Below are 25,883 nucleotides of genomic sequence, written 5' to 3' on the forward strand. Positions count from 1 at the left end.
CCCTTTCGAACCGCTTTTCGGCGGTGCTCCGTGGCAACGACGTAAACGATACCCGATGGACAGGGGTGCTTCGCCACTCGATTGAGCGGCACTCGGAGGGGAGGGGGTGGCTAGGCTTATACGGATGCGGCCCGGGACGTACGCCGGGCTCGGCTGCTGTCCCCACGCATGCCGATACGCACCCCACAGATTCCGACAAGTACCCCATACAAGGAGCCACAGGACATGGCCGACTCCAGTTTCGACATCGTCTCGAAGGTCGAGCGGCAGGAGGTCGACAACGCCCTCAACCAGACCGCCAAGGAGATCTCCCAGCGCTACGACTTCAAGGGCGTGGGTGCCTCGATCTCGTGGTCCGGCGAGAAGATCCTCATGGAGGCGAACTCCGAGGAACGGGTCAAGGCGGTCCTCGATGTGTTCGAGACCAAGCTGATCAAGCGCGGCATCTCGCTGAAGTGCCTGGACGCGGGCGAGCCCCAGCTCTCCGGCAAGGAGTACAAGCTCTTCGCCTCGATCGAGGAGGGCATCTCCCAGGAGAACGCGAAGAAGGTCGCGAAGATCATCCGTGACGAGGGCCCGAAGGGCGCGAAGGCCCAGGTCCAGGGCGAGGAGCTGCGCGTCAGCTCGAAGAGCCGTGACGACCTTCAGGCCATCATCGCCCTCCTCAAGGGCAAGGACTTCGACTTCGCACTGCAGTTCGTGAACTACCGGTAGTCCACAAGTGGTCGGGGAGGGGTGGGCCGTCCTGCGGTGCCCACCCCTCCCCGCTGCCGGCAGCCGACTGCGGATCAAGTACGCGCTCAGTCGCGCGAGTTGCCGAACAGAATGCGGTACGCGATCAGCAGCACCAGTGAGCCGCCGATCGCCGCCGCCCACGTGGTTCCGTCGTAGAACTGTTTACTGATGGGGTGGTCCAGGAAGCGCGCCGAGATCCAGCCACCCAGGAACGCGCCCGCGACGCCGATGACCGTCGTGCCGATGAAACCGCCCGGGTCGCGCCCCGGCAGCAGAAACTTGGCGATGGCCCCGGCCAACAGCCCAAGGATGATCCAGCCGATGATGCTCATGTCCTGAACCTGCCCGTCTGTGCTGTGCTCGAACTGTCCCGGCGCTGTGACTTGCGACGTCGTCGACCTCGTCGTGTCGGTGCGTTCGGGCTGATGCGTTGTTCGTGTTGTGTTGCTGTGCACGACGTCAGCGCGGTGCCCGGCGGTTGCACCGGTCAGTAGGGTGCGGCCCATGACACAGCCCGGTGCCCGATCGACCCCTGAACTGCGACGCACCCTTGGTGTCGGGGACGCCGTTGTCATCGGGCTCGGGTCGATGGTCGGAGCCGGTGTCTTCGCAGCTCTGGGACCCGCGGCACGCGCGGCGGGGTCCGGGCTGCTGCTCGGGCTCGCCACAGCGGCCGTGGTCGCCCACTGCAACGCCATGTCGTCCGCCCGGCTGGCCGCCCTCTATCCCGCTTCCGGCGGCACCTACGTGTACGGGCGCGAGCGGCTCGGCGCCTTCTGGGGCTATCTCGCGGGGTGGTCGTTCGTCGTCGGGAAGACGGCTTCCTGTGCGGCGATGGCGCTCACCGTGGGCACGTACGTCTGGCCGGATCAGGCGCACGCTGTGGCGGTCGCGGCCGTGGTGGCGCTGACCGCGGTGAACTACGGCGGAGTCCAGAAGTCCGCCTGGCTGACTCGGGCGATCGTGGCAGTGGTCCTCGCTGTCCTCGCTTCCGTGGTGGTGGTGTGCCTGACCTCTGGCGCCGCCGATGCCGACCGGCTGGAGGTCGGGGCCTCCTTTGGCGTGGGCGGAGTGCTCCAGGCGGCCGGACTGCTGTTCTTCGCGTTCGCCGGGTACGCCCGGATCGCGACCCTCGGCGAGGACGTGCGGGATCCCGCGCGCACCATCCCGCGTGCGATCCCGACGGCCCTGGGCATCGCGCTGGCGGTGTACGCGGCGGTGTCGGTGGCTGTCCTTTCCGTGCTGGGGTCGGGCGGGCTCGGGCAGGCGACCGCCCCACTGGCCGACGCTGTACGGGCGGCGGGCGTGCCGGGGCTGGTGCCGGTCGTCCGGGCCGGTGCCGCCGTGGCCGCGCTGGGCTCGCTGCTCGCCCTGATCCTGGGCGTCTCGCGGACGACGCTGGCCATGGCCCGTGACCGTCATCTGCCGGGTGCCCTGGCCGCCGTGCATCCGCGCTTCGAGGTACCGCACCGGGCCGAGCTGGCCGTGGGCGCGGTGGTCGCTGTGCTGGCCGCGACGGTGGACGTACGGGGCGCTATCGGCTTCTCCTCCTTCGGGGTTCTGGCTTACTACGCGGTGGCCAACGCCTCCGCCTGGACTCTGAGTTCGGCTCCGGCGTCACGGGTGGTGCCGGCGGTGGGGCTCCTCGGCTGTGTGACGCTGGCGTTCGCGCTGCCGGGGGTGTCGGTGGTCGTGGGCGGGGGCGTGCTGGGCTTGGGGGCGGTCGCGTTCGGCGTACGACGGTGGTGGTCGGCTTCGCGGTCGTCGGCCGGACCTGACCGCTGACGGAACTCGCGTCGGCTACGAGGGCTCGACCGGCGGTGCTGTCGCCGTGCGTATGCGGAATTCGGGCCAGGGCTCCAGGTCCGTATCGTCGCTGGACTCCTCGTACCAGCCCGAGCCGTCGAGCCAGGTGTGCAGCCACTCCGCGAGGCCGGGGGCGTCGGTGTACCACGCGTGGTCGGCGTCGTCGGCGTTCGGTTCGAAGAGCAGGACGGTGCCTTCCGGTGTGCGGCAGTCCACGCACGCGTACATCCCGCAGCCCCAGTGGGATATCGGCAGGATGCCCTCGGGCCAGGGCCAGTCCGGGTCCTTGCGGGCCGCCTTGCGGTTGGCGAGGTACTGGGCGACGACGGGCGGCTCACCGGCGGGCGCGCCGTCGAGCAGGGGCAACAGGCCGTAGGAAGGGCCGAATCCGCCGTCTCCGATCCGGAGGTAGAGCTCGGCGAGGAGCGGCGGCAGACGGAAGCCGAGGACGGTCTCGGCACGGTCGAGCGTTGCCGCGTCCACGGGGGCGGGGAGTGAAGGCCAGCCCCACGGACGGGTGTTGTGCGCCGCGGCGGCCACCCGTGTCAGCAACTGCTCGGTCTCGGTCATGGATTCATCATGCAGGCCGCCACTGACAATCGCGGCGGCCTGTGGACAACCCACGGGCCGGGACACGATCCCGCCCGCAGGCTGTGGAAAACCGTCGGGCGGGGACGACGACGCCCCCGCCCTCTTCCGTCTCCGGCCGTGCTACCAGCGGGAGCTGAACGGCTGGTCCGTCGGCACGATTTCGCGGCCCAGCGGCAGCAGCGAGACGGGGATGAGCTTGAAGTTGGCGATGCCGAAGGGGATGCCGATGATCGTGATGCAGAGAGCCACGCCGGTGACGACGTGGGCCAGGGCGAGCCACCAGCCCGCGAGGACGAGCCACAGGACGTTGCCGACGCAGGAGGGGGCGCCCGCGTCGCGCCGCTCGACGGTCGTGCGGCCGAAGGGCCACAGGGCGTAGGCGCCGATCCGGAAGGCCGCGATGCCGAACGGAATTCCGATAATCGTGATGCAGAGCAGCGCGCCTGCCGCCAGATAGGCGAGGAACAGCCAGAAGCCGCTCAGGACGAGCCAAATGACGTTGAGGATTGTCTTCACTGGTGGCGACCTGCCATCTTTTCGAGCCGGGCGATGCGCTCCGCCATCGGCGGGTGCGTAGAGAACATCTTGGAGAGTCCCTGGCCTGGGCGGAAGGGGTTCGCGATCATCATGTGACTCGCGGTCTCGATACGCGGCTCGGGAGGCAGCGGGAGTTGTTTCGTGCCCGCCTCCAGTTTGCGCAGGGCGCTCGCGAGGGCCAGTGGGTCGCCGGTGAGCTGGGCGCCCGACGCGTCGGCCTCGTATTCCCTGGAGCGGCTGATGGCGAGCTGGATGACAGTGGCCGCGAGTGGGCCCAGGATCATGATCAGCAGCATGCCGAGGATGCCGGGGCCGTCGTCGTCGTTCGAGCGGCCGATCGGGATCAGCCAGGCGAAGTTGACCAGGAACATGATCACGGAGGCCAGCGCGCCGGCGACCGACGAGATGAGGATGTCGCGGTTGTAGACATGGCTCAGCTCATGGCCGATGACGCCGCGCAGCTCGCGCTCGTCCAGGATGCGCAGGATGCCCTCGGTGCAGCACACTGCCGCGTTGCGCGGATTGCGGCCCGTCGCGAACGCGTTCGGTGCTTCGGTGGGCGAGATGTACAGGCGCGGCATGGGCTGGCGGGCCTGGGTCGAGAGGTCGCGGACCATGCGGTACAGGGCCGGAGCCTCGAATTCGCTCACCGGGCGGGCGCGCATCGCGCGTAGAGCCAGCTTGTCGCTGTTCCAGTACGCGTACGCGTTCGTGCCGATCGCGATGAGGAGTGCGATCACAAGGCCCGTACGGCCGAAGAAGCTGCCGATGACGATGATGAGTGCGGACAGTCCCCCGAGGAGCAGGGCTGTCCTGAGCCCGTTGTGCCGGCGGTGCACGGTACGCCCTCCTAGTGGTGCGGCAGGGGAACCCTGGTGTCAGGTCCAGTGGACCCTTCTGTACTGGTCAACGCCAGGCGGGGATTCGCAGTTCCCTTGCGTGCTCGGAGGCACGCGTGAGCCGTCCGGGTGAGGTCCACGCGCGCGTGCCGGGAGGCGGGGGTCAGAAGAGGCCGGTGTCGGCGAAGCGCAGTACCAGCTGGGGTGCGCCGGAGAGGGCGATGGCCAGGACGGCGGTCAGCGCGATGGCGGCTGTCAGGGGGGCCGGGGCGCGGTGGCGTTCGTCGGTGCCCTCGGGGGCGCGGAAGAGCAGGGCCGTCCACTGGAGGTAGTAGAAGAGGGCGATCACCACGTTGACGGCCATGATCACGGCCAGCCAGCCGAGTCCGGCGTCGACGGCCGCGGAGAAGACGGTGACCTTCGCGAAGAGGCCGATGATGCCCGGCGGCAGTCCGGCGAGGCACAGCAGGAAGAAGCCCAGGACCAGCGCTGCCAGGGGGCGGGTGGCGTACAGGCCCCGGTAGTCGCTGACGCGGTTCAGGGGCTTCGTACGGGCCACCAGAGCCGCCACCGCGAAGGCGCCGAGGTTCACGGCGGCGTACATGAGGGCGTACGCGACGGTGGAGCCGATCGCCTTCTGGGCGTCGTCGGAGTACGCGGCGGCGGCGATCGGTACGAGGAGGTAGCCGGCCTGGCCGACGGAGGACCAGGCGAGCAGGCGTACCGCGCTGTACGCGCGCGTGGCCTGCTGGCGCAGGGCGCCGACGTTGCCGACGGTCATGGTGAGCGCGGCCAGGGCGGCCAGTGCCGGGCCCCAGACGTCGGCGTACGACGGGAAGGCGACGACGGTGACGAGGATCAGGCCGGAGAAGCCGACGGCCTTGCCGACGACCGACAGATAGGCGGCGATCGGCAGGGGCGCGCCCACGTAGGTGTCGGGTACCCAGAAGTGGAAGGGCACGGCTGCCGTTTTGAAGGCGAAGCCGATGAGGGTGAGGACGACGCCTGCCTGGGCGAGGGTGTGGAGCTGTGGGTCGACGTGCTGGATCCGGTCGGCGATCTCGGTGAGGTAGAGGGTGCCCGTGGACGCGTACACGAAGCTGATGCCCATGAGGCTGACCGCGGTCGCCGTCACGGAGGACAGGAAGAACTTGAGGGCCGCCTCGGAGGACTTCCGGTCGCCGTGCCGGATGCCGACAAGGGCGAAGGCGGGCAGGGAGGCGACCTCCAGGGCGACGATCAGGGTCGCGAGGTCGCGGGAGGCGGGCAGAAGGGCCGCCCCGGCGGCGGAGGACAGCAGCAGGAACCAGTACTCCCCTTCGGGGAGTCCCCGGTCTGCGTCCTTGAGGGCGGTGACCGAGAGGAGGGCGGCGAGCAACGCGCCGCCGAGCACCAGGAACTGGATGACGAGGGTGAAGCGGTCCGCCGTGTAACTGCAGACGTCGGTGCTGCCGTTGAGGCAGAAGGTGGAGCGGTCGCCGTCCAGGAGGGGCAGCAGAAGGAGGGCGGACGCGGCGAGGCCGGCGACCGAGGTCCAGCCGAGGACTGCCTTCCTGTTGTCGCCGATGAACAGGTCGCCGACCAGTACGGCAAGCCCCACGAGGGCCGCGACGGTGGGCGGCGCGATGGCGAGCCAGTCGACCGACTGGACGACGGACTGAGCCGCGGACTGAGCCGGGGAGCTCATCGGGGGCCTCCTGAGAGGAGCTGCTGCACGGCCGGGTCGGTCAGGCCGAGGAGGGCCTTCGGCCAGAGTCCGGCGACGACGGTGAGGGCGACGAGCGGGGCCCAGGCGGCGAGTTCGTACGTCTGTACGTCGGCGAGCTGGGGGGCGTCCGGCTGCGGGGCGGCGCCCATGCAGACGCGGCGTACGACGATGAGCATGTACGCGGCGGTGAGCAGGGTGCCGAACGCGGCGATCGCCGTGTAGGTGAGGAAAGCGGGGCGACTGAGGTCGTCGGCGGGGTCGAACGCGCCGAACAGGGCCAGCATCTCGCCCCAGAACCCGGCGAGACCGGGCAGTCCTAGCGAGGCGACGGCGGCGAAGGCCACGAGGCCGCCGAGGCGCGGGGCCCGGCCGTAGAGGGCGGCGCCTGTCTCCTCGGCGAGGGTGTCGAGGTCGGTGGTGCCCGTGCGGTCCTTCAGCGCACCGACCAGGAAGAAGAGGAGGCCGGTGATGAGGCCGTGGGCGATGTTGGCGAAGAGCGCGCCGTTCACGCCGGTCGGCGTCATGGTCGAGATACCGAGCAGCACGAAGCCCATGTGGCCGACGGAGGAGTAGGCGATGAGCCGCTTGAGATCGCCCTTCGCGCCCTGCCGGGCGAGGGCCAGACAGGCCAGGGAACCGTAGATGATCCCGACGACGGCGAACGCGGCGAGGTAGGGCGCGAACGTCCGGAATCCGTCAGGCGTGATCGGCAGCAGGATGCGTACGAACCCGTACGTGCCCATCTTGAGCAGGACGCCCGCCAGCAGGACCGAGCCGACGGTCGGGGCGGCGGTGTGGGCGTCGGGCAGCCAGCTGTGCAGCGGCCACATCGGCGTCTTGACCGCGAGCCCGATCCCGATCGCCAAAGCGGCCGTGACCTGCACGGATGTGCTCAGTCCAGAGCCGTTGTCAGTGGTGAGTGCCATGATGTCGAACGTGCCCGCTTTGATCCCGATCTGGAGCAGGCCCAGCAGCATGACCACGGATCCGAGCAGGGTGTAGAGGATGAACTTCCAGGCCGCTCGGGTCCGTTGCTCACCGCCCCAGCGGGCGATGAGGAAGTACATCGGGATGAGCACCATCTCGAAGGCGAGGAAGAACAGCAGCAGGTCGAGGACGGCGAAGGTCGCGAGGGTGCCGGACTCCAGGACGAGGAGGAGTGCGACGAAGGCCTTCGGGGAGGGGCCGGCGGGCAGCTTGAAGTAGGAGTAGAGCGCGCAGAGGAAGGTCAGCAGCGCGCTCAGGACCAGAAGGGGGAGGGAAATGCCGTCGACGCCGAGGTGGATCCGCACGTCGAGTGCGGGGATCCAGCTGATGTCGGTCGTGGCCTGCATCTTCGACGGGTGGTCGTGGTCGACGCCGAGCGCGAGGGCGATCGCGGCGATGAGCACCGCACCGGTGACGGTGACACCGTGCCGCAGCACGGCCTGCTCGGGCGACTTCCCCTTCAGTCCGGGCGGGGCCGGCAGAAGAGCGGCGACGGCGCCGATCAGCGGCCCCACGACGAGGAATGCCAGAAGGAACTGCATCACTGACTCGTTGATATCGATCACGCCTGCTCACGCTCCCGTGGCGACGAGGAGGACGGCGACCACCAGGACGACGGTGCCGGCGAGCAGCGCGCTCACATAGGTCTGGACGTTGCCGGTCTGTGCGCGCCGTACGGCGGTACCCAGCAGGCGGGGCAGGGCACTCGCACCGCGTACGTAGGTGTCGACGACCTCTCGGTCGAGGAACCGGACGACGGTCGCGGCGGCCTGGACCGGGCGGACGAGCAGCGCCGTGTACAGGGCGTCCAGATGGAAGCCGACGGCCGCGTGGCGGTGCAGCGGGCCGAGCAGAAGGCGTCCGGGGTCCGCCGGGTCGGGTGCGGTGGCCATGTCTCCGTAGGCGGGGGTGTGGGTGGCGATGGCCTCGGCCTCGACGAGACCGCCGTCCGCGTCAGGGTGGGCCGCGACCGCGCCCATGGGTACGCGGGCCGCCAGGGCGGTGAGCTGGCGCCAGGTTCCATAGGTGACGAGACCGCCGACGAGGGCCATTCCCGTGCCGAGGACCGAGGTGGTGAGGGTCGGGGTCAGGTCGTGTCCGTCGAACCAGTCGGGCAGCCTGCCGTACGCGAGCCCGCCGAGGGCGAGGGAGGGGATCGCGAGCACCCAGAGCACGGTGGTCATCGCGACGGGCTGCCTGCCGTGGTCGGGGGCCTCGGCGCCCCGGCCCCGGAAGGCGAGCAGCCAAAGGCGGGTCGCGTAGGCGGCGGTGAGCAGGGCCGAGGCGAGGCCGGCGACGAGGACGATCCAGCCGGCGGCGCCGGGGATGCCCTCGGCGTGGCCGGAGGTGACGTGTTCGGCGGCGCCGAGGACGGACTCCTTGGAGAAGAAGCCGCTGAAGGGCGGGATCGCGGCGAGCGCGAGGAGCGCCACGGTCATCGTCCAGTAGGCGTCGGGGATGCGGGTGCGCAGGTTGCCCATGCGGGACATGGCGGCCAGCGAGTTGGTGCCTGAGGCGTGGATGATCACGCCAGCCGCGAGGAAGAGCAGCGCCTTGAAGGCGCCGTGGGTGAGGAGGTGGAAGACGGCGGCACCGCGGTCGCCGACGGCGAGGGCGCCGGTCATGTAGCCGAGCTGGCCGATCGTCGAGTAGGCGAGGACGCGCTTGATGTCGTCCTGGGCGAGGGCGGCGAGGGCGGAGCCGGCCATCGTGACGGCGGCCATGACGGCGAGGACGACCAGTGCGGCCGCGGAGGCCGCGAAGACGGGGAGGAGCCGGGCGATGAAGTAGACACCGGCGGCGACCATCGTCGCGGCGTGGATCAGCGCGGAGACGGGCGTGGGGCCCGCCATCGCGTCGGGGAGCCAGGTGTGCAGCGGGAACTGCGCCGACTTGCCCGCCACACCGGCCAGGAGCAGCAGGGCGATGAGTGTCGGGTGGTCGAGTCCGCCGGTCGCGACGGTGCCGAGGATCTTCGTGATCCGGAAGGACCCGGCGTCGGTGGCGAGCGCGAACAGGCCGATCAGGAAGGGGACATCACCGAGCTTGGTGACGAGGAAGGCCTTGAGGGAGGCGGCCCGGGCTTCCGGGGTCTCCCAGTAGTGGCCGACCAGGAAGTACGAGCAGATGCCCATGATCTCCCAGCCGACCAGCAGCACCATCAGGTCGCCGGAGTAGACGACGAGCAGCATCGCGGAGGTGAAGAGGGAGACGAGAGCGGCGTACGAGGGGTAGCGCGGGTCGTCGCGCAGATAGGCCGTCGAGTAGATCTGCACGCAGGTCGCGACCAGGCCGACCAGGACGGCGACGAGGGCGGCGAAGCCGTCGATGTGCAGGGCGAGTTCGACGGGGACCGAGCCGGTGGGTGTGAGCTCGGTGGCGGCGTCGACGGCCCGGTCGCCGCCCTGGCGTACCGCGACGACCACGGCGAGGGCGAGCGCCGTGAGGGGCGGCAGTACGGCGAGGGGGCGTACGAAGCCGGGGGCCGTGCGGCCCAGGAGCAGGCCGGCCGCGGCGCCGAGGAACGGGAGGAGGGGGACGAGGACGGCGAGGGTGGTCGTGGTCACGCGGTGGCCTCATCCTTCTCGTCTTCCGTGAGGGTGGCTTCGTCGGGGCCGTGCGGCTCGGCGGTGTCGCGGAGCTTGTCGATGTCCGCGGTGCCGCGGTTGCGGTGGACGGCGAGGACGATCGCCAGGCCGATGCCGATCTCGGCGGCGGCGATGGCGATGGTGAACAGGGTGAGGGCCTGGCCGGAGTGCAGGGTCTCGCGGGTGGTCCTGCTGAGCCAGACGTCGAAGGCGACGAGGTTGAGGTTGACGGCGTTGAGCATCAGCTCGACGGACATCAGGACCAGGATCGCGTTGCGGCGGGCCAGGACGCCGTAGAGGCCGGTGCAGAAGAGGAGGGCGGAGAGTACGGCGGGATAGGCGAGGTGCATCAGCGGGCACCGTCCTGCTCGGTCGACTCGGTTCCCTTGACCGACCCATTTCGCCCGATCGGGTGATTACGGGAATCTGGGACAGAGGGGGAACTACCGGTCGCGGCTCGGGAGTTCAGAGGGGGAGAGCTCGACTCCGCCTTCGTCTTGCGGGACAGGACGATCGCCCCGACCAGGGCCGCGAGGAGAAGTACGGAGAGGGCCTCGAAGGGGAGGACCCAGTTCTGGAAGAGGCTCGCGCCGGTGACGGCGGTGGAGCCCGCGGCGGCGCCGTCCAGGTCGATCCAGGTCGTGCGGAAGGCGTCGACGACGACCCAGACCAGGGCGGCGGCCGAGGCGAGGGCCACGGCGAGGGCGGCCCAGCGGTTGCCGGAGTCGGCGTCCGGGGAGCGGCCGATGGGGGCCCTGGTGAGCATCAGACCGAAGAGGAGGAGGACGACGACGGAACCGACATAGATGAGGACCTGTACCCAGGCGATGAACTCGGCCGTGAGGAGGAGGTATTCGACGGCGAGGCCGCCGAGGGTCACCACCAGCCACAGGGCGGCGTGCACCAGTTGCCGGGTGGTGACGGTGACGAGCGCGGCGCCGAAGGTGACGAGGCCGACGAGGAGGAAGGCGATCTCGACACCGGTCGGGGAGAGGAAGCCGTGGCTTGCGGTGGCGAGGCTCACGACGTTCCCTCCTGCGGCTCGGTGGACAGGGTGGGCTCGTTCGGCCCGTTCGTCTCCGCCTGCGTGGCCTGCGTGGCCGCCAGTTTCTCCGCCGTCTTGCGGGCGGCGGCGATCTCCTTCGGTTCCTCGGCGGCGGGGTCGAGGGCGGGCGGGGCCGGGACCGTCCACATCCACTCGCGGAGCTTGTCGCGTTCATGGGTGAGTTCGTGGATGTCGGTCTCGGCGTACTCGAACTCCGGGGACCAGAAGAGTGCGTCGAAGGGGCACACCTCGATGCAGATACCGCAGTACATGCAGAGGGAGAAGTCGATGGCGAAGCGGTCGAGGACGTTGCGGCTGCGCTCCCGGCCACCGGGGGCGGCGGCCGGGACCGTCTCCTTGTGGGAGTCGATGTAGATGCACCAGTCCGGGCACTCGCGGGCGCACAGCATGCAGACCGTGCAGTTCTCCTCGAAGAGGCCGATGACTCCGCGGGAGCGGGGCGGAAGGTCGGGCTGGGCGTCCGGGTACTGCGCGGTGACGGTCTTCTTCGTCATCGTGCGGAGGGTGACGGCCAGGCCCTTGGCCAGGCCACTGCCGAGAATCGGAGCCATGGTTACTGGATCACCACCTTCACGATGCCGGTGAGGGCGATCTGGGCGAGGGAGAGGGGGACGAGGACGGTCCAGGAGAGCTTCTGGAGCTGGTCCTCGCGCAGGCGGGGGTAGGTGACGCGCAGCCAGATCACGACGAAGGCCAGCACTGCCGTCTTCAGGAGGGTCCAGACCCAGCCGAGGCCGTCGGCGGACCAGGGGCCGTGCCAGCCGCCCAGGAAGAGGACGGTGGTCAGGCCGCACAGGACGACGATCCCGGCGTACTCGGCGAGGAGGAAGAGGGCGAAGCGGAGACCGGTGTACTCGGTGTAGGCGCCGAAGATGATCTCCGAGTCGGCCACCGGCATGTCGAAGGGGGGCCGTTGGAGTTCGGCGAGGCCGGCCACGAAGAAGACGATCGCGCCGACGATCTGCCAGGGCAGCCACCACCACTCGAAGGCGTCGAGGATGCCGGGGAGCGAGACCGTTCCCGCGGCCATCGCGACCGAGGCGGCGGTGAGGAGCATCGGGAGTTCGTAGGCGAGGAGTTGCGCGGCGGTGCGCAGACCGCCGAGGAGGGAGAACTTGTTGGCCGACGCCCAGCCGGCCATGAGCGAGCCGAGGACGCCGACGCCCATGACGGCGAGGACGAAGAAGATGCCCGCGTCGACGACCTCGCCGACGGCGCCCTCGCCCGGGCCGATCGGGATGGCGAGGAGGACGAGGAGGTACGGGAGGAGGGCAACAGCGGGGGCGAGCTGGAAGATACGGCGGTCGGCGCCGGCCGGGACGATGTCTTCCTTCTGCACGAACTTGACGCCGTCCGCGACGAGTTGGGCCCAACCGTGGAAGCCGCCGGCGTACATCGGGCCGAGGCGGCCCTGCATGTGGGCCATCACCTTGTGCTCGGCCTGACCGACGATCAGGGGGAAGGTGAGGAAGACGACGAAGACGATCAGAAGTCGCAGGGCGACGTCGAGCGCGTCGTTCACTGCGAGCCTCCTGAGGGGGTGTCGGGCACGGGGTTGCCGGGGGCGGGATTCTCGGGGGCCGAGTTCTCGGGAGCGGGGTCCTCGGTCGCCTCAGGGGCCCTCGTGGGTTCGTCGAAGGCTGGGCGGGCGTGGTGCCAGGGGGCGTCCGCCGTGGATGGTGACTCGGGGGCCCCGGTCGCCGGCGGCTGCGGTTGCTGCGATGCCGAGCCCTGACTCGCGCTGCGCGCTCGGCGGGGTGCAGCCGTCGCGGTCGGCGGGGTCGGTGAGACCTCCGTCGGGGTGCCCTCCGGCGCCGGGGTCTCGCCTGCCGGGGCCTGGCTTGCCGAGCCGTCCGATGCCGTGCGGGCGCGGCGTACCGGGCGGTCGCCTGTCGCGCGGCCTGCGGCGGCGCGGGCCGGGCGGGCCGGGGCCGGAGGGAGCTGGCCCTTCAGGGGGCCCCATTCGTTGGGGTCGGGGACACCGGGCGGGAGCATCTGGCGGCGCTTGGGCCCGCCGTGTTCCGACTCCCCCGGTTCCTTCGCGCCCGGCCAGGCCTTGGCGACGCGGGCCGCCAGCACGAAGTCCTTGCGGAGGGGGTAGCCCTCGAAGGTCTCCGGCAGGAGGAGGTGGTCCAGTCCGGGGTGGCCCTCGAAACGTACGCCGAACATCTCGTGCGTCTCGCGCTCGTGCCAGGCGGCGCCCGCGTAGACGTCCACGAGGGAGGGGAGCACGGGGGACTCGTGCGGGACCGTCGTCCGTACGAGGAGGCGGCGGACCGGGGAGAGGGCGACCACGTGGGCGGCGACGCGGAAGCCCGTGCCCGGTTCGTCGACCGCGCTGAGCCAGTCGAAGTAGGTGCAGGAGAGGCGGTCGCGCGCTGTCTCCAGCGCGGCGGTCCAGGACGTCGGGGGTACGTCGACGGTCAGGACGTCGTACGACTCCTCGGCCGTGGCCTCCGTACCGAAGAGTTCCTCGGTGGGGGCGGGCAGCCAGCCGGTTGTCGTCATCTTCCGGTTCCCTCCCCCGTGGTCGGCGGCTGCACCAGGGGGCTCTGGAGTGCGGCCGGGGTCGGGCGGGTCGCCGCGCCGGACGCGTACCGCTCGCCCAGGGACTCCCGGGCGATCTTCTCCTGGAGTTTGAGGATGCCCTGGAGCAGCGCCTCGGGGCGGGGCGGGCAGCCGGGGACGTAGACGTCGACCGGGATGATCTGGTCGACGCCCTTCGTCACGGAGTAGGAGTCCCAGTACGGGCCGCCGCAGTTGCTGCACGCGCCGAAGGAGATGACGTACTTCGGCTCGGGCATCTGTTCGTACAGGCGCCGTACCGCCGGGGCCATCTTGTCCGTGACCGTGCCCGAGACCACCATCAGGTCGGCCTGGCGCGGCCCGGGGGCGAAGGGGATCACACCCAGGCGGATGAAGTCGTGGCGGGCCATGGACGCGGCGATGAACTCGATCGCGCAGCAGGCGAGGCCGAAGTTGAAGACCCAGAGCGAGTAGCGGCGGCCCCAGTTCAGGACCACCTTCATCGGCTCGGGGGCCAGGCGGGCGAGGGCGCCCAGGCGTTTCGGCTCCGGCAGCAGCACCGGCGCCGGAACGGGCACAGGGGCCGGAGCATTCGTTTCTGGCGTCACGTCCATGTCAGGACGCCCTTCTTGTATGCGTAGAGCAGGCCCACGGCCAGGAAGCCGAGGAAGACGAACATCTCGACGAGAGTGGCCGCGCCGTAGCCGGGGGCCGCGAAGACGGTCGCCCAGGGGAACAGGAAGATCGAGTCGACGGCGAAGATGACGTAGAGGAAGGCGTAGACGTAGTAGCGGACCTGGGTGTGGGCCCAGCCCTCGCCTACGGGGTCGACACCGCACTCGTACGTCAGGAGCTTCTCGGGGGTCGGGACCACGGGGCGCAGCAGGCGCCCGGCCCCGAAGGCGACCGCGACGAAGAGCACGCCGACGGCGGCGAGCAGTCCGACGACGGAGTAGGACTGGAAGTACTCCGACGCTGCGATGTGCTCTGTCGTGGCTACGGCGGTCGGTACCGGCATGTCCGTCCCTCGCTCCTCGGCCTGTCGGAGATCCGTACGGACGGGAGTCTAGGGCCTGCTAAAGAGACCGTAAGCAGCCCGTCACGCATGGCCATGCCCGACTGGTGCGCAAGTGGTGTGCAAGGTGGGGTTTTCCCCCGGGTCGCCGGGCGGTCCGCCTCATGGCGCCGGGGCGCGGCGGCGGGCAGGCTGGCGGGCATGACCGCACGTATCACCGCCGCCAGCGCGGAACCTGAGGGCGACCGACTGCCCCCTGTCCGTTTCGCCCTCGAACCGCACACCTGGAAGGAGATCGCCCACCTCCTGGCCAACCTGCCGATGGCGCTGTTCGGTTTCGTGTATGTGGTGACCGTGGTGAGCACGGGTGCCTTCCTCACGCTCACGGTCGTCGGTCTTCCGATGCTCGCCGCCGGGCTGATGGGCGCGCGCCTGCTGGGCAGGTTCGAGCGGGCGCGGGCCAGGGTGCTCCTCGGGGTGCGGGTGGACGAGCCGAGTCCACTGCCTCTGGGTGGCGGTCGGGGCGGCCGGGAGCTCGGGGTCTTCGGGCAGATGATGCTGGCACTGAAGGACCCGGTCGGCTGGCGCACCATCCTGTACGACTTCATCCGGCTGCCCTGGGGCATCCTCACCTTCACGCTCACGCTCGTGTCGCTCTTCGTGCTGTGGCCCGTACTGCCGTTCCTGGCACGGGCGCTCACGAACGTGGACCGGGCGATGGTGCGCGGGCTGCTGTCGCCCTCCGACGAGCTGGAACGCCGTATCGCCGAACTGGAGTCCGACCGGGGGGTCGTGGTCGACACGGCCGCCGCCGATCTGCGGCGTATCGAGCGTGATCTGCACGACGGGGCGCAGGCCCGGCTGGTGAACCTCGCGATGGGGCTCGGGCTGGCCAAGGAGAAGCTGCTGGAGGGCCAGGCCGACGAGCAGGTGGCGGCGATGGTCGACGAGGCGCACGGCGAGGTGAAGCTCGCGCTTCAGGAGCTGCGCGACCTGGCGCGCGGGATCCATCCGGCCGTGCTGACCGACCGGGGGCTGGACGCGGCGCTGTCCTCGGTGGCCTCGCGGTGCACCGTGCCGGTGAAGGTGAGCGCCGACCTGCCGGCCAGGCCTGCCGCCGCCATCGAGGGCATCGCCTACTTCACGGTCTCCGAGCTGCTCCAGAACATCAGCAAGCACAGCGGGGCACGGAACGCCTCCGTCGACGTCTGGCGCACCGAGGACAGGCTGCTGATCCAGGTCTGGGACGACGGGCGCGGCGGCGCGCGGCTCGACGGCGGTACGGGGATGGCGGGGCTCGCGGACCGGCTGGGCGCGGTGGACGGGCTGTTCGTCATCGACTCGCCCGAGGGCGGCCCCACGACGGTCACGGCCGAACTGCCCTGGCGGGAACGGGTCGAGGCGTAGGTAGGGAAAACCCCCGGGGGAAGACGCCTACGTGCTCCATGGTCCGTGGCGCTCGGTGCGAGCAGGCTGAAGACAGACGAGCAGGACACCGGCGAGCAGACAGGCAGACGAACGAGCTGTCTGGCCGGCGAGCCGACTAGTAGAAACGGACTGGACCGATGGCCATGGAGTACGGACAGGGGTACGGGCAGCAGGGCGGCCCCGGGGCCGGATTCCACGGGACGGCCGGCGGGGGCGCCGGAGAACGGCGGCATCGGTTGCCGGCCGTGTTGCGGGCGCCCGTCGAGGCGCGCAGCCTGCGTGAGTTCGCGTATGTGCTGCTGAGCCTGCCGGTCGGCGTGCTGGTGTTCTCGTACGCCGTCACCCTGGCCTTCACCGGCTCGCTCCTCCTCATCACCTTCCTCGGGATTCCGGTGCTGGCCGTGGGCCTGGCGGGGTGCCGGGGGTTCGGTGTGCTGGAGCGGAAGATGGCGCGCGGGCTGCTCGGGCTCGACGTGGCCGAACCGGAGCCGGCGCGGGGACGCAAGCCCGGAGCGGTGGCCTGGATGGGGGCCGTGCTCAAGAGCGGGACCTCGTGGCGGCATCTGCTGTATTCGGTGCTGCATCTGCCATGGGCGATGTTCTCCTTCCTGGTCTCGGTGATCTTCTGGGTGTACGGATGGGCGCTGCTCACGTATCCGGTGTGGTTCTGGCTCTTCCCGATGTACGGCGGACAGGACGGTCTTCAGCTGTACGGCGACGAGACCCACAGCATCTATCTCGACAACCCGTTCGAGATCACGGTGACCGCGCTGGTTGGGCTGTTGTTCACCATGGCAACGCCCTGGATCGTGCGGGCACTGACCCTCGTGGACCGGGTGATGGTGAAGGGGCTGCTCGGGCCGACGCGGCTGGCGACGCGCGTCGTCGAGCTGGAGTCCGACCGGGGGGTCGTCGTCGACACCGCCGCTGCCGATCTGCGCCGTATCGAACGGGATCTGCATGACGGTGCGCAGGCTCGGCTGGTGGCGCTGGCCATGGATCTGGGGCTCGCGAAGGAGAAGCTCACGGAGGATCCGCAGGCCGCGGCGCGGATGGTGGACGAGGCGCACGGCGAGGTGAAGACGGCGTTGCAGGAGCTGCGGGACCTGGCGCGGGGGATTCATCCGGCGGTGCTGACGGACCGGGGGCTGGACGCGGCGCTGTCCTCGGTGGCCTCCCGGTGTGTGGTGCCGGTGCGGGTGGAGGTGGATCTGGTGGAGCGGCCGGCCGCTGCGATCGAGGGGATCGCCTACTTCACGGTGTCGGAGCTGCTGCAGAACATCAGCAAGCATGCGCGGGCGACGGGGGCGTCGGTGGATGTGTGGCGGGTGGAGAACCGGCTGATGCTGCAGGTGGTGGATGACGGGGTGGGGGGTGCGGATGCCTCCGGCGGGTCCGGGTTGGCGGGGCTGGCGGGGCGGCTCGATGCGGTGGACGGGATTCTGGTGGTGGACTCTCCGGCGGGTGGGCCCACTCGGGTGACCGCGGAGTTGCCTTGGCGGGGGTGAGGTTGGTGGGGGGCGGGTTTTTCGCCCCCGCCGCCCTTACCCGCCCCATCCCGTTCCTGGGGCTGTGCCCCGGACCCCCTTCGCGCTGAAGGCGCTCGTCCTCAGACGCCGGACAGGCTGGAGGGTGCCGGGCGGCGCCTGAAGGTGCTGCCCCGGCTGGACCGGTGCGACGAGACGACGGGGACCACCTCCTGGGAAAACCCGTCGACAACAACCCCTTCCTCGTCCGAATACTGGGATGCTGGAGCCTGGTGTTCGGACGGGGTGGGGAGCCGGGAATCGTGGAGGACAGGGTGCGGGTGGTCATCGCCGAGGATTCAGTGCTGCTGAGAGAGGGCCTGACCCGGTTGTTGACCGACCGTGGGCATGATGTCATCGCCGGTGTGGGTGACGGGGTCGCGCTGATCAAGACCATTACCGAGCTCGCCGCGCAGGACGAGCTCCCGGATGTCGTCGTCGCGGATGTGCGGATGCCGCCCACCCATACCGACGAAGGGGTCCGGGCCGCCGTACAGCTGCGGAAATCGCATCCGGGACTGGGTGTGCTCGTGCTGTCGCAGTACGTCGAGGAGCGGTACGCGACCGAGTTGCTCGCCGGGTCGAGCCGGGGCGTCGGCTATCTCCTGAAGGACCGGGTCGCCGAGGTTCGGGAGTTCGTGGACGCGGTGGTTCGGGTGGCCCAGGGGGGTACCGCGCTCGATCCGGAGGTGGTGGCCCAGTTGCTGGGCCGCAGCCGTAAGCAGGACGTGCTCGCCGGGCTCACTCCCCGGGAGCGCGAGGTGCTGGGGCTCATGGCGGAGGGCCGGACGAATTCGGCCATCGCTCGTCAGCTCGTCGTGAGTGACGGTGCCGTCGAGAAGCACGTCAGCAACATATTCCTGAAGCTGGGGCTCTCCCCCAGCGACGGCGATCACCGGCGTGTACTGGCCGTTCTGACCTACCTCAACACCTGACCGCTTGACACCTGACACCCTGTCAGTGCCTCGGGGCGGGAAATCGTGACAAGTCCGGGCGTCGTAGCGTCTCAAATTGGCGTCCATCATGCGATCAGTCCCGGGAAGGCCACCCTTACCGACGTACTGTTGATCCTGGGAGGGTCCGCGGGAGGACCGGTCCCAGGCCGCCGCCTCGAAGGAGGTCCAGTTCAGTGACCAGCCAGGTCAGCAGTCCAGCGGAGAGTTCAGCGGAGAAGGCCGGCTCGGACGTCGGAGCCGTCGGAACCGTCGTGGGAGAGCAGCGCAATCCGGCGGGTGTGAAGGACGTACGCCGCCTCGATCGGGTGATTATTCGGTTCGCGGGGGACTCCGGGGACGGCATGCAGCTCACGGGGGACCGCTTCACCTCCGAGACCGCGTCCTTCGGGAACGATCTGTCCACTCTGCCGAACTTCCCCGCCGAGATCCGAGCGCCCGCAGGCACCCTGCCGGGCGTTTCCTCGTTCCAGCTGCATTTCGCCGACCACGACATCCTCACGCCCGGGGACGCGCCCAATGTGCTGGTCGCGATGAATCCGGCCGCGCTGAAGGCGAACATCGCCGATGTGCCGCGCGGCGCGGAGATCATCGTCAACACGGACGAGTTCACCAAGCGGGCCATGCAGAAAGTGGGGTACGCGGCCTCCCCGTTGGAGGACGGCTCGCTCGACGGGTACAGCCTGCATCCGGTGCCGCTGACCACCCTCACCGTCGAGGCCCTCAAGGAGTTCGCGCTCTCCCGCAAGGAGGCCGAGCGCAGCAAGAACATGTTCGCGCTGGGCCTGTTGAGCTGGATGTACCACCGGCCGACCGAGGGCACCGAGAAGTTTTTGGCCACGAAGTTCGCCAAGAAGCCCGAGATCGCCGCCGCCAACCTGGCCGCGTTCAGAGCCGGTTGGAACTTCGGGGAGACGACCGAGGACTTCGCGGTCAGTTACGAGGTCGCGCCGGCCTCCACCGCGTTTCCCACCGGTACCTATCGGAACATCTCGGGGAACCTGGCGCTGTCGTACGGGCTCATCGCGGCCGGTCAACAGGCCGATCTGCCGCTGTACCTGGGGTCCTACCCGATCACACCGGCCTCGGACATCCTGCACGAGCTGAGCAGACACAAGAACTTCGGTGTCCGCACCTTCCAGGCCGAGGACGAGATCGCCGGTATCGGGGCCGCGTTGGGCGCCGCCTTCGGCGGGTCGCTGGCCGTCACCACCACCTCGGGTCCCGGTGTGGCGCTGAAGTCCGAGGCGATCGGGCTGGCGGTGTCGATGGAACTGCCGTTGCTGGTCGTCGACATCCAGCGCGGCGGGCCGTCGACCGGGCTCCCGACCAAGACCGAGCAGGCCGATCTGCTGCAGGCCATGTTCGGCCGCAACGGTGAGGCCCCGGTCCCGATCGTGGCCCCGCGCACACCCGCAGACTGCTTCGACGCCGCCATCGAGGCCGCCCGTATCGCCCTCACCTACCGCACCCCGGTCTTCCTGCTCTCCGACGGGTACCTCGCCAACGGCTCCGAGCCCTGGCGCATCCCCGAGGTCGACCAACTCCCCGATCTGCGGGTGCAGTTCGCCCAGGGACCCAACCACACCCTCGACGACGGCACCGAGGTCTTCTGGCCCTACAAGCGGGACCCGCAGACCCTCGCCCGCCCCTGGGCCATCCCCGGCACACCCGGGCTCGAACACCGCATCGGTGGCATCGAGAAGCAGGACGGCACGGGCAACATCTCCTACGACCCCGCCAACCACGACCTGATGGTCCGTACCCGTCAGGCCAAGATCGACGGCATCGACGTACCGGATCTGACGGTCGACGAGCCGTCCGGCACGGCCAACACCCTGGTGCTGGGCTGGGGTTCCACCTACGGGCCGATCACCGCGGCCGTGCGCCGGCTGCGCGCGGCCGGGCAGCCGATCGCGCAGGCCCATCTGCGCCACCTCAATCCGTTCCCGAAGAATCTCGGCGAGGTGCTGCGGCGCTACGACCGTGTCGTGATCCCCGAGATGAACCTCGGCCAGCTCGCCACGCTGATCCGGGCGAAGTACCTGGTGGACGCCCACTCGTACAACCAGGTCAACGGTATGCCGTTCAAGGCCGAACAGCTCGCCACGGCTCTCAAGGAGGCCATCGATGGCTGAGACGTCCACGGAAGGCGCCGGTACCGGCTCGATCGAGGCACTCACTCTGGTGCCCAAGGCCGAGGCCAGGCAGTCCATGAAGGACTTCAAGTCCGACCAGGAAGTGCGCTGGTGCCCCGGCTGCGGGGACTACGCGGTCCTCGCCGCCGTGCAGGGCTTCATGCCCGAACTGGGGCTGGCGCGGGAGAACATCGTCTTCGTGTCCGGGATCGGGTGCTCCTCCCGCTTCCCGTACTACATGAACACCTACGGGATGCATTCGATTCACGGGCGGGCACCCGCCATCGCGACCGGGCTCGCCTCGTCGCGGCGCGATCTGTCCGTCTGGGTGGTCACCGGTGACGGCGACGCGCTCTCCATCGGCGGCAACCATCTGATCCATGCCCTGCGGCGCAACGTGAACCTCAAGATCCTGCTCTTCAACAACCGGATCTACGGGCTGACCAAGGGCCAGTACAGCCCGACGTCGGAGGTCGGCAAGATCACCAAGTCGACGCCGATGGGGTCGCTGGACGCGCCCTTCAACCCGGTGTCGCTGGCGATCGGCGCCGAGGCGTCCTTCGTCGCCCGGACCGTCGACTCCGACCGCAAGCACCTCACGAGCGTGCTGCGCGAGGCCGCGGCCCACCCCGGTACGGCGCTCGTCGAGATCTACCAGAACTGCAACATCTTCAACGACGGCGCCTTCGAGGTCCTCAAGGACCGGCAGCAGGCCGAGGAGGCGGTGATCCGGCTGGAGCACGGACAGCCGATCCGGTTCGGGGCCGACGGCGCCAAGGGTGTCGTACGGGACCGGGCGACCGGTGATCTGAAGGTGGTCGCCGTCACCGCCGACAACGAGGGCGACGTGCTTGTGCACGACGCGCGCTCCGCGTCCCCGACCACGGCGTTCGCGCTCTCCCGGCTCGCCGACCCGGACACCCTGCACCACACGCCGATCGGCGTCTTCCGCTCGGTCGACCGGCCCGTCTACGACACACAGATGGCCGAGCAGCTCGACACCGCGATCGTCCAGAACGGCAAGGGCGACCTGAGCGCGCTGCTCGCCGGCGGCGACACCTGGACCGTCGTCGGATAAGCGGACGGCGCGAGTGGCTACTGGGCCCGGGTCCTTTCGGCCCGGGCCTCGTCGTACGCCCGGCGGGCCTGGTCCACGTCAGGCATGCGCGCCGCCGTCCAGTCGGCCAGGGCCTTGACCTGGGTGGCGGCCTCACGGCCGATGTCGGTGAGCGAGTAGTCGACGCGCGGCGGGATGACCGGCTTCGCGTCCCGGTGGACCAGTCCGTCGCGCTCCAGCGTCTGGAGGGTCTGCGTCAGCATCTTCTCGCTGACCCTGCCGATGGCCCGGCGCAGCTCGCTGAAGCGGTACGGGCGCTCCAGCAGCTCCATGAGGACGAGCACACCCCAGCGACTGGTGACGTGCTCCAGGACCAGCCGGTGCGGACACATGCCCTCGGCGTCGACCGTCTCGTACTTGCCCATGATTTCGGCCTTGCCCATGATTTCGGCCTCGGCGCCAGCTGCCGTACTCGCTGCCGCATTGACTGCTGCACTTACTTCCATGTAAGTACCTTACTTGAAAGTGGGTACTTTCCATGAGTTAGCGCTTCTCCTAGGGTTAGTGCCAGCCCCACATCCCACAAGGAGATACGCAATGAGCATCGTCGTCACCGGAGCCACCGGCCACCTCGGTCGTCACGTGGTCGAGCAGCTGCTGGAGAAGGTTCCGGCCGACCAGATCACCGCCGTCGTGCGCGACGCGGAGAAGGCCTCCGGCTTCGCGGCCCGCGGTGTGAAGATCGCGGTCGCCGACTACAACGAGCCCGGGACCTTCGACGGCGTCATAGCCGCCGGTGACAAGGTGCTGCTCATCTCCGGCAACGAGTTCGACAAGGGCCGGGTCGGCCAGCACCAGGTCGTCATCGACGCCGCCAAGGCCGCGGATGCCGCGCTGCTCGCGTACACCAGCGCCCCGGGCTCCCTGTCGGCCGCTCTCGCCGACGACCACAGGGGCACCGAGGCGGCGATCCTCGCCTCCGGCGTCACGTACTCGCTGCTGCGCAACGGCTGGTACAACGAGAACTACACCGAGCAGCTGCCCGTCGCCCTTGAGCACGGCGTCACCCAGGCCGCCGGTGAGGGCCGGGTCGCCTCCGCCTCACGCGCCGACTACGCCGCCGCCGCTGTCGCGGTGCTGACCGGCGAGGGCCACGAGAACTCGACGTACGAGCTGAGCGGCGACACCAACTGGAGCTTCGCCGAGTACGCGGCCGAGGTGTCCAAGCAGTCCGGCAAGGACGTCGCCTACAACGCGGTCTCCGTCGAGGTCTTCACCGGCATCCTGGCCGGCGTCGGCCTGCCCGAGGCCCTCGCCGGGATCCTCGCGGGCGTGGACGCGTCGATCGAGAAGGGCGAGCTGGCCGGCACCCCCGGCGACCTGTCCCGTCTGACCGGCCGCCCGACCACGCCGATCGCCGAGTCGATCGCCGCCGCACTCAAGGCCTGACCCTCACATCTCTCAGGGGCGCGCACTCCCCCGTAGCGCCCCTGAGGACGCCCGCCCCCGCCTGTCATGACCGTATGCCGATACGAGCATGACAGCCGGGGGCGCTCGGCGTTACCGTCGTGAACGCATGTCCATATGGTCATGTGCTGGTACGAGGGGAGACGCCGGTGGCCGGCAAGCCGACGAGCGAACAGCGCACAGGTCTGCTGAACGGCTTCGCGGCATACGGGATGTGGGGCCTCGTCCCGCTCTTCTGGCCGCTGCTGAAGCCGTCCGGGGCGGTCGAGATCCTGGCCCACCGGATGGTGTGGTCCCTCGCCGTCGTCGGTATCGCCCTGCTGGCGCTGCGCCGTTGGGCCTGGGCGGGCGAGTTGCTGCGGCAACCGCGACGGCTGGCACTGGTCGCGGTCGCCGCGGCGTTCATCACGGTCAACTGGGGTGTCTACATCTGGGCCGTGAACACCGGGCACGTGGTCGAGGCCTCGCTCGGCTACTTCATCAACCCGCTCGTCACCATCGCCATGGGCGTGCTCCTGCTGAAGGAGCGGCTGCGGCCGGTGCAGTGGACCGCGGTCGGCGTCTGCCTGGCCGCCGTACTCGTCCTGACGATCGGCTACGGCCGGCCGCCCTGGATCTCCCTCTGCCTTGCCTTCTCCTTCGCCACGTACGGCCTGGTGAAGAAGAAGATCAACCTGGGCGGGGTGGAGTCGCTGGCCGCCGAGACCGCGGTCCTTTTCCTGCCCGCGCTGGCGTATCTGCTGTGGCTGGGCGGCCGGGGCGAGGCGACCTTCGGCGCACATGGCGCCGGGCACGCCGCCCTCCTCGCGGCGACCGGCATCGTGACCGCACTCCCGCTGGTCTGCTTCGGCGCGGCGGCGATCCGGGTGCCGTTGTCGACGCTGGGCCTGCTCCAGTACCTGGCCCCCGTCTTCCAGTTCCTCCTGGGCATCCTCTACTTCCACGAGGCCATGCCGCCGGAGCGCTGGGCCGGGTTCGCGCTGGTGTGGCTCGCCCTGATCCTGCTGACGTGGGACGCGCTGCGGGCGGCCCGGCGGGGAGCTCGGGCGCTCAGGACAGCGGCCGACCCGGTCCTCGTTCCGCCGACGGTGGAGGCCACTCAGGACGTACGCGGCTGACAGGGCGTACAGCGAGCCGTTGTCGGTGCGGCATGTTTGTCGGTACGGCATGTTCAGTGCGGCCTGTTTGTCAGTGCGGCACGTTATAAGTGGTCCCCATGACACAGACACCCGCACACGACGCCCCCACCCCCGTGCACTGGAAGCTGGTCATCGACTGCGCGGACCCGCACGCGCAGGCCGACTTCTGGGCCGCCGCCCTCGCGTACACGGTCGAGGACCACAGCGCGCTGGTCGAACGCCTGCTGGGTCTCGGCGCCGTACCGCCCGAGCTGACCGTCGAGGCGCACGGGCGCCGCGCCTGGCGGGACCTGGCCGCCGTACGGCATCCCGGTGACCCGTACCAGGAGGAGAGCGGGACGGGCCTCGGGCGGCGGCTGCTCTTCCAGCGTGTACCGGAGCCGAAGACGGGCAAGAACCGGCTCCACCTAGATCTGCACCCGGGCCCGGAGCGGCGGGTGGCCGAGGTCGAGCGGCTGACAGGGCTGGGGGCGAGCGTGCTGCGGGAGGTACGGGAGGCGGGCGGCGAGTGGGTGGTGATGGCGGATCCCGAGGGGAACGAGTTCTGCCTTCACTAGCCCCGCTCCGGGCCCGGACACGCTCCAGCCATCATCAACTGGTCATGTCCATGTTCATCCGGTATGCGAACCCGCTGTCCATATAGCGCTCTTGACGAACCATTAGCCAGAGCTTCACCATCCAGGCACCCATCCGTTGTGGAATCCCTGTGATTCCCGAGGAATTCGGAGCCCCCCACATGAAGCTCTCGGTTCCCGGACGCGCCGCAGCCACCGCTGTGGCCGTCACCGTGCTCGCCTCCACCGCGCTCCTCACCACGGGCTCGGCGGCCGGCGCGGCCCCCGCCCCCGACTCCGCGCCGGCGGTCAAGCTCGCCGCCGCGCCCGACCTGCCCCTGGCCAACGTCAAGGCACACCTGACCCAGTTGCAGTCCATAGCCACCGCCAACGGCGGCAACCGGGCCCACGGCAGAACCGGCTACCGTGCCTCGCTCGACTACGCGAAGGCCAAACTGGACGCGGCCGGATTCACCACCACCATCCAGCAGTTCACCGCGTCCGGCCGTACCGGCTACAACCTGATCGCCGACTGGCCCGGTGGCGACACCAACCAGGTGATCATGGCGGGCTCGCACCTCGACAGCGTGACCGCTGGCGCCGGCATCAACGACAACGGCAGTGGCTCGGCGGCCGTCCTGGAGATCGCGCTCGCCGTCTCGCGCGCCCAGTACCAGCCCACCAAGCATCTGAGATTCGGCTGGTGGGGGGCGGAGGAGCTGGGCATGGTCGGGTCCCGGTACTACGTCAACAACCTCTCCTCCGCGAACCGTTCACGCATCAAGGGCTATCTGAACTTCGACATGATCGGCTCGCCGAACCCCGGCTACTTCGTCTACGACGACGACCCGACCATCGAGCAGACCTTCAAGGACTACTACGCGGGCATCGGCATCGCGACCGAGATCGAGACCGAGGGCGACGGCCGCTCCGACCACGCGCCCTTCAAGAACGTGGGCATACCCGTCGGCGGTCTGTTCAGCGGCGCCGACTACATCAAGACGGCGGCACAGGCGACCAAGTGGGGCGGTACCTCGGGCCAGGCGTTCGACCGCTGCTACCACTCGTCCTGCGACACGACCGCCAACATCAACGACACCGCCCTCGACCGCAACAGTGACGCGGCCGCGTACGCCGTGTGGGAGCTGTCGGAGTAACAGCGCGCACCTTCCACAGGCTCAACAGGCTCGACGGACGCAATAGGCGCAACGAGTTCAACAGGT

26 protein-coding genes are annotated in these 25,883 nt (G+C 69.7%); 11 read left to right on the forward strand and 15 right to left on the reverse strand.

Annotated elements, in window-relative coordinates; genetic code table 11:
* Positions 1–225: 225 nt before the first annotated feature.
* On the forward strand, positions 226–714 hold the full coding sequence (locus OHN74_RS16585; RefSeq protein ID WP_189147754.1) for a YajQ family cyclic di-GMP-binding protein: 489 nt from the start codon (positions 226–228) through the stop codon (positions 712–714).
* An 86-nt stretch (positions 715–800) separates the two neighbouring features.
* Here OHN74_RS16585 and OHN74_RS16590 read toward each other — a convergent pair whose 3' ends face one another.
* Positions 801–1,067, reverse strand: coding sequence for a GlsB/YeaQ/YmgE family stress response membrane protein (locus tag OHN74_RS16590; RefSeq protein WP_319090700.1), 267 nt, complete (start codon positions 1,065–1,067; stop codon positions 801–803).
* A gap of 172 nt (positions 1,068–1,239) precedes the next feature.
* On the opposite strand from OHN74_RS16590, the gene OHN74_RS16595 reads away from it, so the two are divergent.
* Entirely contained in the window at positions 1,240–2,520 is a 1,281-nt protein-coding gene (locus OHN74_RS16595; protein WP_327695305.1) for an APC family permease, read from the forward strand.
* A 15-nt stretch (positions 2,521–2,535) separates the two neighbouring features.
* On the opposite strand, the gene OHN74_RS16600 is transcribed toward OHN74_RS16595, so the two are convergent.
* From OHN74_RS16600 to OHN74_RS16660, 13 genes are all read right to left on the reverse strand, one after another.
* On the reverse strand, positions 2,536–3,111 hold the full coding sequence (locus OHN74_RS16600) for an SMI1/KNR4 family protein (RefSeq protein WP_327695306.1): 576 nt from the start codon (positions 3,109–3,111) through the stop codon (positions 2,536–2,538).
* A 141-nt stretch (positions 3,112–3,252) separates the two neighbouring features.
* Positions 3,253–3,648 (reverse strand): YccF domain-containing protein, encoded by a 396-nt coding sequence (locus OHN74_RS16605; RefSeq protein ID WP_327695307.1) that lies wholly within the window; start codon positions 3,646–3,648, stop codon positions 3,253–3,255.
* Complete coding sequence (gene htpX, locus OHN74_RS16610; RefSeq protein ID WP_327695308.1) at positions 3,645–4,508, reverse strand: zinc metalloprotease HtpX; 864 nt, start codon at positions 4,506–4,508, stop codon at positions 3,645–3,647. Before htpX ends, OHN74_RS16605 begins: the two co-directional genes overlap by 4 nt.
* A 163-nt stretch (positions 4,509–4,671) precedes the next feature.
* Positions 4,672–6,195 (reverse strand): NADH-quinone oxidoreductase subunit N, encoded by a 1,524-nt coding sequence (locus OHN74_RS16615; RefSeq protein ID WP_327695309.1) that lies wholly within the window; start codon positions 6,193–6,195, stop codon positions 4,672–4,674.
* On the reverse strand, positions 6,192–7,769 hold the full coding sequence (locus OHN74_RS16620; protein WP_327695310.1) for an NADH-quinone oxidoreductase subunit M: 1,578 nt from the start codon (positions 7,767–7,769) through the stop codon (positions 6,192–6,194). Before OHN74_RS16620 ends, OHN74_RS16615 begins: the two co-directional genes overlap by 4 nt.
* Positions 7,770–7,775: 6 nt before the next feature.
* On the reverse strand, positions 7,776–9,770 hold the full coding sequence (locus OHN74_RS16625) for an NADH-quinone oxidoreductase subunit 5 family protein (RefSeq protein ID WP_327695311.1): 1,995 nt from the start codon (positions 9,768–9,770) through the stop codon (positions 7,776–7,778).
* Positions 9,767–10,141, reverse strand: a complete 375-nt coding sequence (nuoK, locus tag OHN74_RS16630) for an NADH-quinone oxidoreductase subunit NuoK (RefSeq protein WP_327695312.1) — start codon at positions 10,139–10,141, stop codon at positions 9,767–9,769. The genes OHN74_RS16625 and nuoK overlap by 4 nt, the downstream gene beginning before the upstream one ends.
* Positions 10,141–10,815: an NADH-quinone oxidoreductase subunit J family protein gene (locus tag OHN74_RS16635; protein WP_327695313.1), complete on the reverse strand. Its 675-nt coding sequence runs from the start codon at positions 10,813–10,815 to the stop codon at positions 10,141–10,143. The genes nuoK and OHN74_RS16635 overlap by 1 nt, the downstream gene beginning before the upstream one ends.
* Positions 10,812–11,408 carry a NuoI/complex I 23 kDa subunit family protein gene (locus OHN74_RS16640; RefSeq protein WP_327695314.1) on the reverse strand — a complete coding sequence of 199 codons (597 nt, stop codon included), beginning with the start codon at positions 11,406–11,408 and terminating at the stop codon, positions 10,812–10,814. Before OHN74_RS16640 ends, OHN74_RS16635 begins: the two co-directional genes overlap by 4 nt.
* A gap of 2 nt (positions 11,409–11,410) precedes the next feature.
* On the reverse strand, positions 11,411–12,379 hold the full coding sequence (locus OHN74_RS16645; RefSeq protein ID WP_327695315.1) for a complex I subunit 1/NuoH family protein: 969 nt from the start codon (positions 12,377–12,379) through the stop codon (positions 11,411–11,413).
* Entirely contained in the window at positions 12,376–13,365 is a 990-nt protein-coding gene (locus OHN74_RS16650; RefSeq protein ID WP_327695316.1) for an NADH-quinone oxidoreductase subunit C, read from the reverse strand. The genes OHN74_RS16645 and OHN74_RS16650 overlap by 4 nt, the downstream gene beginning before the upstream one ends.
* Positions 13,362–13,997, reverse strand: coding sequence for an NADH-quinone oxidoreductase subunit B (locus OHN74_RS16655; RefSeq protein ID WP_327695317.1), 636 nt, complete (start codon positions 13,995–13,997; stop codon positions 13,362–13,364). The genes OHN74_RS16650 and OHN74_RS16655 overlap by 4 nt, the downstream gene beginning before the upstream one ends.
* Positions 13,988–14,401 carry an NADH-quinone oxidoreductase subunit A gene (locus OHN74_RS16660; protein WP_327695318.1) on the reverse strand — a complete coding sequence of 138 codons (414 nt, stop codon included), beginning with the start codon at positions 14,399–14,401 and terminating at the stop codon, positions 13,988–13,990. Before OHN74_RS16660 ends, OHN74_RS16655 begins: the two co-directional genes overlap by 10 nt.
* Before the next feature lie 198 nt (positions 14,402–14,599).
* Between OHN74_RS16660 and OHN74_RS16665 the strand changes: the two genes are divergently transcribed.
* From OHN74_RS16665 to OHN74_RS16685, 5 genes are all read left to right on the forward strand, one after another.
* Positions 14,600–15,805 carry a sensor histidine kinase gene (locus OHN74_RS16665; protein WP_327695319.1) on the forward strand — a complete coding sequence of 402 codons (1,206 nt, stop codon included), beginning with the start codon at positions 14,600–14,602 and terminating at the stop codon, positions 15,803–15,805.
* Between the two features lie 158 nt (positions 15,806–15,963).
* Positions 15,964–17,334, forward strand: a complete 1,371-nt coding sequence (locus OHN74_RS16670) for a sensor histidine kinase (RefSeq protein WP_327695320.1) — start codon at positions 15,964–15,966, stop codon at positions 17,332–17,334.
* A gap of 293 nt (positions 17,335–17,627) precedes the next feature.
* The gene (locus OHN74_RS16675) at positions 17,628–18,287 is read left to right on the forward strand and encodes a response regulator transcription factor (RefSeq protein WP_327700155.1); all 660 of its coding nucleotides are present in this window, start codon (positions 17,628–17,630) and stop codon (positions 18,285–18,287) included.
* A gap of 194 nt (positions 18,288–18,481) precedes the next feature.
* Positions 18,482–20,443: a 2-oxoacid:acceptor oxidoreductase subunit alpha gene (locus tag OHN74_RS16680; RefSeq protein WP_327695321.1), complete on the forward strand. Its 1,962-nt coding sequence runs from the start codon at positions 18,482–18,484 to the stop codon at positions 20,441–20,443.
* Complete coding sequence (locus OHN74_RS16685; RefSeq protein WP_327695322.1) at positions 20,436–21,521, forward strand: 2-oxoacid:ferredoxin oxidoreductase subunit beta; 1,086 nt, start codon at positions 20,436–20,438, stop codon at positions 21,519–21,521. Before OHN74_RS16680 ends, OHN74_RS16685 begins: the two co-directional genes overlap by 8 nt.
* Positions 21,522–21,538: 17 nt before the next feature.
* On the opposite strand, the gene OHN74_RS16690 is transcribed toward OHN74_RS16685, so the two are convergent.
* On the reverse strand, positions 21,539–21,943 hold the full coding sequence (locus OHN74_RS16690) for a winged helix-turn-helix transcriptional regulator (protein WP_327695323.1): 405 nt from the start codon (positions 21,941–21,943) through the stop codon (positions 21,539–21,541).
* Between the two features lie 154 nt (positions 21,944–22,097).
* On the opposite strand from OHN74_RS16690, the gene OHN74_RS16695 reads away from it, so the two are divergent.
* From OHN74_RS16695 to OHN74_RS16710, 4 genes are all read left to right on the forward strand, one after another.
* Positions 22,098–22,949 (forward strand): NAD(P)H-binding protein, encoded by an 852-nt coding sequence (locus tag OHN74_RS16695; protein WP_327695324.1) that lies wholly within the window; start codon positions 22,098–22,100, stop codon positions 22,947–22,949.
* Between the two features lie 167 nt (positions 22,950–23,116).
* Positions 23,117–24,085 carry an EamA family transporter RarD gene (gene rarD, locus OHN74_RS16700; protein ID WP_327695325.1) on the forward strand — a complete coding sequence of 323 codons (969 nt, stop codon included), beginning with the start codon at positions 23,117–23,119 and terminating at the stop codon, positions 24,083–24,085.
* Positions 24,086–24,183: 98 nt separating this feature from the next.
* Positions 24,184–24,663 (forward strand): VOC family protein, encoded by a 480-nt coding sequence (locus OHN74_RS16705; protein WP_327695326.1) that lies wholly within the window; start codon positions 24,184–24,186, stop codon positions 24,661–24,663.
* A 179-nt stretch (positions 24,664–24,842) separates the two neighbouring features.
* Entirely contained in the window at positions 24,843–25,817 is a 975-nt protein-coding gene (locus tag OHN74_RS16710; protein ID WP_327695327.1) for a M28 family metallopeptidase, read from the forward strand.
* Positions 25,818–25,883 lie beyond the last annotated feature (66 nt).

Origin of the sequence: Streptomyces sp. NBC_00459 (genome assembly GCF_036013955.1) — a bacterium.
Classification (GTDB): domain Bacteria; phylum Actinomycetota; class Actinomycetes; order Streptomycetales; family Streptomycetaceae; genus Streptomyces.

What these genes read in the sequence shown, in the direction of transcription:
- OHN74_RS16585 (WP_189147754.1), top strand. Translation starts at nt 226, where the DNA reads ATGGCCGACTCCAGTTTCGACATCGTCTCGAAGGTCGAGCGGCAGGAG.
- OHN74_RS16590 (WP_319090700.1), bottom strand. Translation starts at nt 1,067, where the DNA reads ATGAGCATCATCGGCTGGATCATCCTTGGGCTGTTGGCCGGGGCCATC.
- OHN74_RS16595 (WP_327695305.1), top strand. Translation starts at nt 1,240, where the DNA reads ATGACACAGCCCGGTGCCCGATCGACCCCTGAACTGCGACGCACCCTT.
- OHN74_RS16600 (WP_327695306.1), bottom strand. Translation starts at nt 3,111, where the DNA reads ATGACCGAGACCGAGCAGTTGCTGACACGGGTGGCCGCCGCGGCGCAC.
- OHN74_RS16615 (WP_327695309.1), bottom strand. Translation starts at nt 6,195, where the DNA reads ATGAGCTCCCCGGCTCAGTCCGCGGCTCAGTCCGTCGTCCAGTCGGTC.
- nuoK (WP_327695312.1), bottom strand. Translation starts at nt 10,141, where the DNA reads ATGCACCTCGCCTATCCCGCCGTACTCTCCGCCCTCCTCTTCTGCACC.
- OHN74_RS16640 (WP_327695314.1), bottom strand. Translation starts at nt 11,408, where the DNA reads ATGGCTCCGATTCTCGGCAGTGGCCTGGCCAAGGGCCTGGCCGTCACC.
- OHN74_RS16650 (WP_327695316.1), bottom strand. Translation starts at nt 13,365, where the DNA reads ATGACGACAACCGGCTGGCTGCCCGCCCCCACCGAGGAACTCTTCGGT.
- OHN74_RS16655 (WP_327695317.1), bottom strand. Translation starts at nt 13,997, where the DNA reads ATGGACGTGACGCCAGAAACGAATGCTCCGGCCCCTGTGCCCGTTCCG.
- OHN74_RS16660 (WP_327695318.1), bottom strand. Translation starts at nt 14,401, where the DNA reads ATGCCGGTACCGACCGCCGTAGCCACGACAGAGCACATCGCAGCGTCG.
- OHN74_RS16665 (WP_327695319.1), top strand. Translation starts at nt 14,600, where the DNA reads ATGACCGCACGTATCACCGCCGCCAGCGCGGAACCTGAGGGCGACCGA.
- OHN74_RS16670 (WP_327695320.1), top strand. Translation starts at nt 15,964, where the DNA reads ATGGCCATGGAGTACGGACAGGGGTACGGGCAGCAGGGCGGCCCCGGG.
- OHN74_RS16685 (WP_327695322.1), top strand. Translation starts at nt 20,436, where the DNA reads ATGGCTGAGACGTCCACGGAAGGCGCCGGTACCGGCTCGATCGAGGCA.
- OHN74_RS16690 (WP_327695323.1), bottom strand. Translation starts at nt 21,943, where the DNA reads ATGGGCAAGGCCGAAATCATGGGCAAGTACGAGACGGTCGACGCCGAG.
- OHN74_RS16695 (WP_327695324.1), top strand. Translation starts at nt 22,098, where the DNA reads ATGAGCATCGTCGTCACCGGAGCCACCGGCCACCTCGGTCGTCACGTG.
- OHN74_RS16705 (WP_327695326.1), top strand. Translation starts at nt 24,184, where the DNA reads ATGACACAGACACCCGCACACGACGCCCCCACCCCCGTGCACTGGAAG.
- OHN74_RS16710 (WP_327695327.1), top strand. Translation starts at nt 24,843, where the DNA reads ATGAAGCTCTCGGTTCCCGGACGCGCCGCAGCCACCGCTGTGGCCGTC.